We start from the raw sequence: 12200 nt of genomic DNA on the forward strand, positions 1-12200 counted from the left end.
TCTGTATAATTAATACTTAAAAAGAGTACCTAAGTTTGTAAGTACTCTATTTTTATGGTTTTATATTTTAGCAAAATTACATGCAGGGTAAGTACATACATCACAGTTCATACAAAGACCACCATGACCATATTTAGCTATATCATATTTGTCAAGTTTTTCATCTATTAAAATCCTAGATAGAACTATATCAAACACTGTAGTTTTATGATACATTGCACACCCTGGTATACCCATAATTGGAACTTCTCCATAGTAAGCAAGTAAAAACATTGCTCCTGGTAATATTGGTGACCCATATGTAACTAAATCAGCTCCAGTCTCTTTTATAGCTGTTGGTGTGACATCATCTGGGTCTACACTCATTCCACCAGTACAACAGATAAGTTCTGCTCCTTGACTTATAAATTCTTTTATTGCATTTTTTATGATATCCTTATCATCTGGACATATAGTTTGACCTATAACTTCACATCCAAACCCCTTTACTTTTTCTTCTATTACTGGTCCAAATTTATCAACAATTCTACTGTAAAACACTTCATTACCAGTGGTAACAATTCCTACTTTTTTAGGTTTAAAAGGTATCACATTGACTATCTTTCTGTTATCAACTACTTTTTTTGCCTCTTCTAGTTTTTTCTCATCTATAACTAAAGGTATGACTCTTGTTCCAGCTACTTTCAACCCTTTATTTACTACAAAATTATTATGAAGAGTTGCCATCATTATTTCGCCAACACAATTTAAATCAAAAAGTGCATCGACATCTATTTTTAAAAGCCCATCACATGCTGCTATAAAATCTATCTTTCCTTCTTTTATTTCACTGAAATCTAAATTTTCTCCAGCAGTTAATTCTTTTAAAAATAAAGCTCCTTCATTTTCATGAATCATTCCCTCTGATTTTTCCCATACATATAAGTTGTCTTTACCAAGAGATAATAAAACTGGAATGTCTTCTTCTTTTACTACATGTCCCTTTTTAAATTTTCTTCCTTTAAATTCTCCTGGTATTATTTGAGTAATGTCATGACATAAAACTTGTCCAACAGCATCTATAGTTTTTATTAATTTCATAATTTGCCCCCTATTCTTTCATAATCCACTTTTGTATCAATATCTAATAACATTTTTTCGGGAACTTCTACATATTTTATTTTTGATGAATTTTTTAAAATAGTTTTCCCTTTTTCATCTTCTTTAAGTGCCAATAATTCCTCTTTTTTACTAAATGGAAATATAACTGGATTTCCACATACATCTTTGCATCTTGGAATTACTATAAAATCTCTATCTAATTTAAAAGTATTTATAATTTTATCTATATATAAATCATCAATAAATGGTTGGTCTCCCACAAAAAACATATATCCATCACATTTTGAGCTATTTAAAATGCCCAATTTTATGGATTCACTCTGACCTATATTTGCATCTTTATTATCTACATATTTAAAGCCATATTTATTGCACAATGCTAAAACTTCTTTATATTGACTTACAACTACAACTTGATGAAAATTAATTTTACTAACTGCTTTAAGTACATGTTCTATTATGGAACATCCATCATATTCCAGTAAAAGTTTATTTTCTCCCATTCTTCTGGCAAATCCTGACGCCATTATTACTGCATTTATCATATATATCATTCCTTAACATTTATAATGTATTGATATTGTTATGATTTTATAGTATCTTTATTTATATTATCTATATATATAATATCACATAAATTATTTTAATACTTCAATATCTTATACAAAAATTTTGTTTTATACTTCCATAAAATATGTCTATTTCACTTTCATGCTCTTTAATAATTTTAATTAAATTTATAGCTAAACTTTCATACATTTCATTTTCGACTTTATTAATAAATAATATTTTTTTTCCATGATAATTTTTAAACAATCCTTTTGGATTTAATACTACATTTTTTAAATTATCAAGATTTACTGTAGAATTATCATTTATATTACGCATATTTAAATTAGTTATTTTTTTAAATTCATCTAACCTATGTATATTTTCTTCATTAATATCCATTCCAAATGAAGTTATATCTAATATACCTATAGTTTTTGTAGTTTTACAATATACTACTGGTTCTCCATCATTCCAACCTTTAAGTTTTTTTCTCTTTGAACCATCACCTTCTATCAATACCAAATCAAATTTGTCTATCATTTTTTCTAAATCAGATAACTTGATTCCTACTATTTTATTTTCATTATTTATACAGCTTCCACATACTGTTACTCCATGACAAATAGATGGAATAGAAGTTCCATCTATTGTCATAAATATATTGTCATAGTCTTTTTCATCAGGTAAATATATTTTAGTAGTTGTTGTAAGTAAAACTTTTAGCTTATCTCTATAAAAATTCGCAAAGTATTTTATAAATGAAGTTTTTCCTCCTGCTCCAACTACAGTTATTATTTCATTTTCTCCTATCATATCTGATAATTTCACACTTTCACCTCTCATAAATATTTCTTTTAAATATCCTAAATTTGATTTATTTGAAATTTATAATTTAACTGTTTTAGTAAAAGTGATTTTTGAAATTCTATAAACTAAAAAGTAAATAGATTCTGTTGTAAACAACAAGGCGGATCCAATTCGCCGCTAAGCTGTAAGCTTATACGCTATCAGTTTATCTTTTAATTATTATTAAGATATTCTTATTCTTTGTGGTTGCTTTAACATCTGAGGATTATTCTGCAAGTAAGATAAATCAACTATTTGTGATTTTTTTAATATATTAAGACTTGCATTTACATCCGCATTTATAATCATACCCACACTAGATTTATATTGACCACGTGTTATTCTTTCTCCCTTAAATTTGTGTTTCTGTACATCATCCAAATTAATATCAGGAAGGTAATCATTGGCAAAAAAATCTGATTTACTAGTATAACTTTCTTCTTGTCTAATGAAATTAATATTTTTTATTTTACATAGATACTCTAGTTTTCCTTTTATCTCTCCAAAAGGAATTCTTATAAAATTTCTATATATTTTCTTTTCCATATTATCACTTTTTTCTAACTTAGCATTATATCCTACAATCAAATTGCCAATATTATTTTTTACACAGTAGTCAATTATGTAAAAGCAAGTTTTATTTACATAGTCTTTAACCTGATTATTTCTTTTATTCCATACTTTAAATTGTTTTCTTGTAATTAAACTTATATTCTTTTTTAATTTTAAAGCCTCTATTTTATCATTTTGCTTATTTGCCCATTGGTTCACAGACTTAAGCCTTCTTCCATCTATAATAAAACTATCACCTAAGTTGGTAGTACAAGTACATAAGTTTTCTAAACCTAAATCTATTGCCAGTGCATTTTTTTTATTTGAAACTTCCTCTGATTTCGGTATTTCATAACAATACTGAATTTCAAAGAACCTAGCCTTATGTTTAGGTATTATTCTTATTTCCTTAACTTTTTTGTCTAATATATTATTTGGAACTTTTATACTCACCTTTCCATACATTTTTTTAAATACGGGAGACATAGGCACATTTAAAATTCCATCCTCTTTAATTCTTATTTGTCCTATTATTATACTAAAAAATCCTTCTTTATCTAAATACTTAGGTGATTTTATTCCTCTAAAATCATACTTGCCTTCTTTAGCTAATTTAATTAAACCAAAAAATGACCTAAATGAACTATCAACTTCTTTTAGTATTTGTTGTGCTACATTACTATTGAGTAGTTTATAGTTTTCATTTTCTTTACATACGTGATAATTGGCTTCATAATTAAGATGCTCCCCTTGATTAAAGTAGTGTTGTCTGACATTATATGTACCAACATTATACAAGTTCTTTGCTAAAAAGCACATCTCTCGCAAAGCCTGATATTCTTTCTTAGTTAAATTTTTTAATTGTTGTCTCTGAGTCCCATAATGTATGTTTTTTGTTCTATTTGGCATAAACTCACCTCCTTTAACTCCTACTCTATTAGACATTATATATGGTATTTTTATAAAGCACCATATATAATGTCTATTAAATTACTTTATTTTGCAAAATAACTTAAATTTATACTTTTATAGTATATCATTTATTAAATTTATTTGTTGTTGTTTTTCATCCCCATGTACACTTTTTCAAAAGTTATAGGAAGCTCTCTTATACGAACTCCAGTAGCATTAAAAATTGCATTTGCAATTGCTGGTGCTGGCGTATGTATAACTATTTCTCCTAAAGATTTAGCTCCATAAGGCCCTCCTGGGTCAAAATTATCAGCAAAATCTACTAATATATTTCCTACTTCTTTTTTTGTAGGAACCTTATACTGCAAGAAACTGTCTGTCAATAACTTTCCATCTTTATCAAATTTAGGGTCTTCATACATTGCAAACCCTATCCCCATCATTACTCCACCTTCTACTTGTATTCTCGCTAATGTTGGATTTATAACCGTACCACAGTCAGGTACACATGCAAAATTTATTACCTTATATTCTCCTGTATTTTTATCTAGTTCTATTTCAGCAAATCCTGCTATAAATGGTTTTATTCTTTTTAACATACCAAATGATTCTGTTGCTTCTAAAACAACTGGTACATCGTCACTTGAAAACCCTATACCTCCAACTGACTCTCTTCCTAATTCCTCTAATAACACAAATTTACTCTCATCATTCTTAACAAAAACTCTATCTTTACTTAACTCTAAATCCTCTTTTTTAGACTCTAGTTTTGATTCTGCTACTGAAAGTATTATTTCTTTTAATTTATTTGCTGTTTTTATTGTTGCATTTCCTGTAACTGTTGTAGTACAAGAAGCAAACGCACCTGTATCATATGGACATAGGTCTGAATCACCTGTATAAACAGATATTCTATCTACAGTCGTATTTAAAGTCTCTGCAGCAATTTGTGCTTGAATTGTATCAGCACCTTGACCTAAATCAGCAAGACCAGATAATAACTTATATGTCCCATCTTCGTCCATTCGTATAGTCACTGTTGCCATATCTACACGTGGTATACCAGAACCATGATTTGCCACTGCCATTCCTACTGCTCTTACCTTGTTATTACCTATATCTTTACATGGGTATTTATCATCCCAATTAATTAATTTTTTCCCTTTTTCTATACACTGTTTTAATTCACAGCTTAGAATTTCTTCTTCTGCTGCTTTTCCATTAGTGTACCTATCTATTATGTTTTTAACTCTAAATTCAAGAGGATCTATACCAATCTTATTGGCTAATTCATCAATAGCACTATCTATTGCAAATATGCCTTGTGTAGCTCCATAACCTCTAAGTGCACCTGCTGGTAATCTATTAGTATATACTGTTCTAGCATCAAATCTAACAGCATCAATATCATTATATATTGGTAATGTATTATGACCTGATTCTGAAGAAACAGAAACTCCATTACCACCATAGGCACCTGTATTATTTAGTGACTTTAATTCTATCGCCTTTAAATTTCCTTCTTTGTCTGCACCTACTCTAACATCAAAAAACATTTCATGCCTACTATTAGAACCTACAAAGGTTTCACTTCTTGTAAAGACAAATTTTGCTGGTCTTCCAGTTTTCATAGTCACAAATGCAGTAAATATATCTGTTGCTGCTATATTCTTTCCTCCAAATCCACCACCTATTCTAGGCTTTATCACCCTTATTTTAGAAGAAGGAATCCCCAATACTTTTCTAAGTATTCTCTTTACATTGTGTGGTGATTGTAATGATGACACAACAACAATCCTATCATTTATATCTTTATATGCATATGACCTATGAGTTTCCATCATACAATGTGATTGACTTTGAGTCTTATATGATGCTTCTACCACAAATTCACTTTCTTTAAGCTTAGCCTCAACATCACCAAACTCGAAAAACTCTTTTGATACTATATTATTTTTTGCATCTAATCCAAAAGGATACGGTTCTACTATATCTTGTTCTGGATGTATAATAACTTCATTTCCTTCTGCTTCTTTTGCATTAAATACAGGCTTTAAAATCTCATACTCTACTTTTATCATTTTTAAAGCTTTAAGTGCAGTTTTTTCATCTTCTGCTGCTACTAATGCTACCTCATCTCCAACAAATCTAACTGTATCCTCAAGTAAAACTCTATCATAAGGAGATGCTTCTGGTTCTGTTTGACCTGGAACACAATATCTAACTTGTGGTACATCTTTATAGGTATAAATTCCTACAACTCCTGGAATTTTTTCAGCTTTTGACGTGTCTATATTCTTTATTTTGGCATGTGCATGTGGACTTCTAAGAAGTTTAAGAGTCAAAACATCTTTATGCATAATAAGGTCTTCAGTATATAGTGGCTTTCCTGTCACAATTGCTGTACTATCTATCTTTCTTATCCCCTTATTAATCATTATTTATTACCTCCCTCAATAGCACTATACATCCTCTTAAGCAGTGCACTTGCCATATCTATTCTATATTCTTTACTTGCCCTCATATTACTTCCATAAATTAATTCTTTACCTACAATAATAGATGCTTTATCTATATCCTTTTCTTTGCTCAATATTTGACTTGCTTCAAGTGCTAATTTAGCTCTTTGAGGTCTTGCTCCAATTGCTATTTTATAAGTATCATTTTCTTTTAACATAGCTGAATTTAATATAGCAAAATCTCCTGTACACTTTCTTATTGAATCAAATACAGCTACTGCATCTTTCTTAGGAAGTATTACCTCAATTAATATATCTTTATTTAATTCACTATCCAAAAACTCATTTAACTCTAATATTCCACTATTGTATAACCTTACCTTCGCACCAACAACTAAAAGTGCTGTAATCAAGTCAGAAAAACCATACTTTGAAAATACACTAGCTCCAATTCTTGCACCCTGTCTAAATTGAACACCAACTATATTAGAAACAGCACTTGAGACTATTCCACTACAATAATTTTTAATAGTTTTGTTTATTTCTAAACTTCTCAAAGATGTATCTGCTCCTATTAGTATATTTTTTTCATCCTCTTTTATATAGTCTAGATTTATATCCTTTAAATCTATGGCTGTTCCTATGTTTTTATTGCTTAATTTTATAAATCCGCAACCACCTAAAATAACATTATTTTTTTTAGAAATCAAAATTTTATATGCTTCTTCTAGGCTTTGTGGAACAGAATATTCTTTTATAGTAACCATCTTATCCCCCTTATATTATATTTATTAAAACTTGAAACCTACTAAGTACTTTGCTTTATTTTTATAAATATATAGTAAACTTAATTTAATTCTATTAGTTTTTTACTCTATATATTTTCCTTTTTATTTTTATTGTCCTTACCTTTTGAAAATTTTATCATATATAAACCTTGAACTATTATAGCAACCATAGCTCCTGAAACTACACTTGAATCTGCAAGTAGTGTTTCTATAAATTTTGGAGATTTTTCAAGAACCTGAGGAACTACCATAAATCCTATCCCAGTTGCCATAGAAAGACCTAATATCATACTATTTTCTTGATTAAAACCATCCATACTAACAAGTCTTAATCCAGATGTTGTAAGAGTTGAAAATATTACGAGTGTTGCTCCTCCAACCACACAAGGAGGTATTGTTCTAATTAAATTAGCTAATAAAGGTGATACTCCCGCCAGAAATAATCCAATGCCTCCAATAGCTAATACAAATTTACTTATAATTTTTGTATTAGAAACGATTGCAGAATTCTGACCAAACATTCCCATTGGAGTAGCAGAAAATAATGCTCCTATTGTAGATAATACTCCATTTCCTAAAACAGCAGAAGAAAGTTCTTCATCTGTAACTTGTCTATTAAGTCCTCCTACTGTAGAAAGTGTACATGCTCCCATAATATCAGCTATTTCAACCAAATATATTATTGAAAACATTACTACAACCTCAAGCTTTATATCCAATCCAAAAGCAAGTGGTTTTGGAAGTGCAACCAAAGTAAACTCTTGAATTGAAGAAAAATTTACTATTCCCAAAATTAGTGATAAAATATATCCAAAAACTATGCTAACTAATATTGATGCATCTTTAAACAATCCTTTTCCATATTTATTTAATCCTAATATCATAAGTGATACAGCTATTCCAACTATAAAATTAATTGGTTGTCCAAATGTCTCATTACCCATACCTCCAGCTAAGTTTTTTATAGCTATTGGAAAAAGTCCAAGACCCATACATGCAACTATAGTACCAGATACGACTGGGGTAAATATAAACCTTATTTTTTTAAGACCAAAACCAATTATGATTATCACTATACCAGCGACTATTTGAGAGCCAAATAAGACAGGTAATCCATACTTGCCTGCAACAGAAACTCCAGCTCCTATAAACATTGCTGTAGCTCCCATTATAACTGGTATTCCTCCTCCCAATTTAAAACCTTTAAATAGTGGTATTGGATATAATTGTAACAAAGTTGATAATCCTGCAAAAATTAAAGCAGCTTGAATTAATAGTGTAGACATTTTATGATTAAGTCCAGCCGCATTTGCAACTAGTATCGCTGGTAAACAGCTACCTATTACCATTGCCATTAAGTGTTGTAACCCCAAAGGTATTGCTTCCTTTAGTGGTGGTATTCCGTCTAATTCAAATTTTGATGTACTTTTTGCTTTCATAATAAAAACTCCCGTTACATAAAACTTATTGAATTATATAAATACTTAAAAATTTAATATATTAAATTAAATGACTTTTATAAATCTTACTATACTCAGTAATACATTTAAGTTTTTATACTTAAAAATCACGTACAACAAATTTAATTATTAACAATTAAATTTATTCTATTATTTTGTATATGTTCTATAGTGCTTTACAAATATAAGAGTATTGTAGCTATGGACTTTAAAATTTTTTACAACAATTCTAATCCAATCTAAATCTTTCAATCTTAATCATTATAAGTTATAAGTTTTCATAAGTATTTATATCTTGTAAGTTTTAAACATTTACCTATAAACGCTACTTTATAGATGCCACTTTAATCTTAAGTGACCTCATACTTTCATATGAGCGTAGACTATTTCTTCATCTTCAGCATTACCTGTTAAGAGCAACCCGTTTCCACTATCAATAGCTTATAGTGTACTCTCTTTCGAGATAGTCGTTTGACCTTCCTATTTCTAGGCTTGGCGACCAAATGTCCATTGTAAAGTACTTAGGCTCTCACCATATACCATCCTTGCTATTATTTCTGGTTTTCACCACATTCATAAAAGTTTCTTTCTATCTTTTATTGTAGTTGCAAGGCTTTAGGATTTACTGGTTTTAAAGTTGTGTCCTACATAAATTTCTTTATGTACGGGGCTAAAAGTACAACTTATTTAATATACTTTTTTATTACCCCCTGTAAATAATATTATTTACTCTTTCACTGTTTTTGTTATTAAATTAATTACATAATAATTAATTTAAGCATAAAATAATTTTCAAATTGAAAATCAAAATATTTATGAATATTTTATAATATAATTATCATAAGACAGAAAAACTTAATAAGCTATGTATCTCAGTTGTACCCATGTACTCTCCTTTACTATATTTGTATCTGCAACATAAAACATACAAGTTTCTATCTAGCATATAGATATAAACCAATATCTATAATTAAAAATAGTAATACTATTGTATAATACAATCTTTATGTACATTACTATTTATTATTTCTATACAGCAATTTTAATGCCAATATTTGCATACATTTGCATAGAATAATTTTTTTATACTTTCCTTGATAAAAATTTACTTATTCCAACTGTTCTGTAATTTTTTATTAAGCAAATTTTAAATTTTATTTTTATGATATTTTTATAATTACATAAAAAAAAAGACCAAAAGTATTTTTCAAATGATCTTTTCTCAAATTTTTATTTTAATTTCTAAAATTTATAATAAATAGTAAGACTATTATAAGCATCTATTTTTATATGAAAGTTTATACTTTTATGGATGATAAGTTAATGTAATTAAAAGATTATCTAGCTGATTTTAATTTTACAATATCGCTCCAATTTTTGCTTGTAGCTAATTCTACTAAATTTAAATCTCTTCTTATTTCTGAAACATCTTCTTTTATGGAGTTTGTATCACCTTTTATATGTGCTATACTATGTTCCATATTATCATGAGTAGCTTTATTTATTTCAGAGTTATGTAATAAACTTCCTAAAATACTATTTTGTTCAATTTGTTGTTCTTTAATTGATTTTCCTTCAGATTCTAAGGCATCTACTTTAACATCTATTTCATATAGTTTTTCATTAACTACAATACTTTCTGCTTTAATTTCACTTATATCTTTACTTGCACTACTTATTTGATTTTGCATAGAGTTCATTTCTAATTTAACTTCATGTAAATTCTCTTTCACTACATTTATTTCTTTCTTCATCATACTTACTTCTTGTTTTACTTCATTCATTTCTTCTTTCATTACACTTATTTTTTGTTTTACTTCGCTCATTTCTTTCTTCATTATACTTACTTCTTGTTTTACTTCATTCATTTCTTCTTTCATTACACTTACTTCTTGTTTTACTTCATTCATTTCTTTTTTCATTACACTTACTTCTTGCTTTACTTCACTCATTTCCTTCTTCATTACACTTACTTCTTGTTTTACTTCATTCATTTCTTTTTTCATCACACTTACTTCTTGTCTTACTTCTGACATGTCATTTTTTATTATGCATATTTCTTGTTTCACTTCGCTTATTTCTTCTTTCATTACACTTATTTCTTGTTTTACTTCTGACATGTCATTTTTCATGCTAACCACATCTTTATTTATAATATGTAATAATTCTAAAATTTTATCTTCCACTTACATCACCATCCCTATTAATTATTATAACATCTTATACAAATGCTATACAATGTTAACATATATCTCTAAAATAGTTGTTATAAATTTAATTATTAAAATTATTATGTATAATTACTACAAAAAATAATTAATATAGATATAAATCTAAAAATAATAATTACAAACAAAAGGATACCATTTTAATATGGTATCCTTTATCTGTATATAAATTTTTATCTTTTGAAGTTATATTTTTTATAAAACATCTTATGCATTTAATTCTGGACATGAAATCTTTCTTCCAAGTGCCTTTGGTTTACATACTGATATACAAAGACCACAATATCTACATTCACCTTCATTTAATTCCATCTTGTCATTTAATTTTCTAGCTTGATATGCACACACTCTCTCGCACATCTTACATTTAGTACACTTTTCTTCATCATAAGTAAATTCAAAACTAAGTCTTTCATTTACCTCTCCCATATGCTTATGTACTACCCCACAAGCATTTTCTATAGTTTTATATCCTAGTCTGTCAAGATTAGAATTTAGGTCATTGTGTATTTTAGCTATTACTTGAGCTCCTTTTAATATTACTACTGAACATATACCAACGAAGTCAGCACCTGCCATAATCATCTCTAAAGCATCATCTCCACTTACACATCCACCTAATCCAATTATAGGTATATTTACCTCTTTTTTTATTTCATATATTCTTTGTAGAGTTATTGGTTTAATAGTTTCTCCACTTAAATATCCAATTCCATTTCCACCTAATAAAGGTTGGCCAGTTTCTATATCTATTCTAAGTGCTGGTCCTACAGAATCACAAGCAGTTATTGCATCTGCTCCTGCTTCTTCTAATTTTTTAGCAAAAGCCCCTATTTCATCTATCATAGGAGGAAGTTTAACTATTACTGGTATATTCACTCTTTCTTTCGCATCCTTAAGCATTGGTATTAAATCTCTATAGTCATAAGATACCAGCTCTATAAAATCAGCTCCTGCATTTGCAATCTTTTCTACTAGTTCACTACTCTCTTCTATTGTATGACCTACTGAAGCTATACATACAGTTCCATCTTTTTTCATTTGTGGTATTTCAAAATCTATCCATTGCTCTGGTTCAAAATCTGTCCATTTCTCATTATTTAAAAGAGCATTAGCTGTATTTCTCACCATATGAGGTGCTGGATTTATAGCTCTTTCTTTTCTTATTGTCTTAGTAACAACTGCTCCTGCTCCTGCATCACTTAGTATCTTACATCCAGCTGCACTATATGTCAACGGACCTGAACCTATTATAAAAGGTGATTTTAATTCTTTCCCTAAAAAATTATACATTATTTACTT

General features: G+C 28.5%; 9 protein-coding genes. All 9 read right to left on the bottom strand.

The window, feature by feature from the left end; translation table 11 throughout:
* Positions 1 to 60 precede the first annotated feature (60 nt).
* The 9 genes from IC219_RS02985 to IC219_RS03025 all read right to left on the bottom strand — a co-directional run bounded on the left by IC219_RS02985 (position 61) and on the right by IC219_RS03025 (position 12191).
* Positions 61 to 1080 (bottom strand): molybdopterin-binding protein, encoded by a 1020-nt coding sequence (locus IC219_RS02985; RefSeq protein WP_227482584.1) that lies wholly within the window; start codon positions 1078 to 1080, stop codon positions 61 to 63.
* Complete coding sequence (mocA, locus tag IC219_RS02990) at positions 1077 to 1646, bottom strand: molybdenum cofactor cytidylyltransferase (RefSeq protein ID WP_227830590.1); 570 nt, start codon at positions 1644 to 1646, stop codon at positions 1077 to 1079. The genes IC219_RS02985 and mocA overlap by 4 nt, the downstream gene beginning before the upstream one ends.
* A 106-nt stretch (positions 1647 to 1752) precedes the next feature.
* Entirely contained in the window at positions 1753 to 2481 is a 729-nt protein-coding gene (gene yqeC, locus IC219_RS02995) for a selenium cofactor biosynthesis protein YqeC (RefSeq protein WP_227830591.1), read from the bottom strand.
* Between the two features lie 201 nt (positions 2482 to 2682).
* Complete coding sequence (locus IC219_RS03000; RefSeq protein ID WP_227830592.1) at positions 2683 to 3960, bottom strand: RNA-guided endonuclease InsQ/TnpB family protein; 1278 nt, start codon at positions 3958 to 3960, stop codon at positions 2683 to 2685.
* Between the two features lie 140 nt (positions 3961 to 4100).
* The gene (locus IC219_RS03005; protein WP_227482580.1) at positions 4101 to 6401 is read right to left on the bottom strand and encodes a xanthine dehydrogenase family protein molybdopterin-binding subunit; all 2301 of its coding nucleotides are present in this window, start codon (positions 6399 to 6401) and stop codon (positions 4101 to 4103) included.
* Entirely contained in the window at positions 6401 to 7189 is a 789-nt protein-coding gene (locus IC219_RS03010) for an FAD binding domain-containing protein (RefSeq protein WP_227830593.1), read from the bottom strand. The genes IC219_RS03005 and IC219_RS03010 overlap by 1 nt, the downstream gene beginning before the upstream one ends.
* Positions 7190 to 7296: 107 nt before the next feature.
* Complete coding sequence (locus tag IC219_RS03015; protein ID WP_227823988.1) at positions 7297 to 8649, bottom strand: uracil-xanthine permease family protein; 1353 nt, start codon at positions 8647 to 8649, stop codon at positions 7297 to 7299.
* A 1358-nt stretch (positions 8650 to 10007) separates the two neighbouring features.
* Positions 10008 to 10856 (bottom strand): hypothetical protein, encoded by an 849-nt coding sequence (locus tag IC219_RS03020; RefSeq protein WP_227823989.1) that lies wholly within the window; start codon positions 10854 to 10856, stop codon positions 10008 to 10010.
* Positions 10857 to 11105: 249 nt separating this feature from the next.
* Positions 11106 to 12191, bottom strand: coding sequence for a dihydroorotate dehydrogenase (locus IC219_RS03025; RefSeq protein WP_227434977.1), 1086 nt, complete (start codon positions 12189 to 12191; stop codon positions 11106 to 11108).
* Positions 12192 to 12200: the final 9 nt, after the last annotated feature.

This window comes from Clostridioides sp. ES-W-0018-02 (assembly GCF_020658175.1).
In the GTDB taxonomy this organism is placed as follows: Bacteria; Bacillota; Clostridia; order Peptostreptococcales; family Peptostreptococcaceae; genus Clostridioides.

Excerpts from the sequence above, each read along its gene's own strand:
- mocA (WP_227830590.1), bottom strand. The coding sequence starts at position 1,646 with ATGATAAATGCAGTAATAATGGCGTCAGGATTTGCCAGAAGAATGGGA.
- IC219_RS03025 (WP_227434977.1), bottom strand. The coding sequence starts at position 12,191 with ATGTATAATTTTTTAGGGAAAGAATTAAAATCACCTTTTATAATAGGT.
- IC219_RS02985 (WP_227482584.1), bottom strand. The coding sequence starts at position 1,080 with ATGAAATTAATAAAAACTATAGATGCTGTTGGACAAGTTTTATGTCAT.
- IC219_RS03010 (WP_227830593.1), bottom strand. The coding sequence starts at position 7,189 with ATGGTTACTATAAAAGAATATTCTGTTCCACAAAGCCTAGAAGAAGCA.
- IC219_RS03015 (WP_227823988.1), bottom strand. The coding sequence starts at position 8,649 with ATGAAAGCAAAAAGTACATCAAAATTTGAATTAGACGGAATACCACCA.
- IC219_RS03005 (WP_227482580.1), bottom strand. The coding sequence starts at position 6,401 with ATGATTAATAAGGGGATAAGAAAGATAGATAGTACAGCAATTGTGACA.
- IC219_RS03000 (WP_227830592.1), bottom strand. The coding sequence starts at position 3,960 with ATGCCAAATAGAACAAAAAACATACATTATGGGACTCAGAGACAACAA.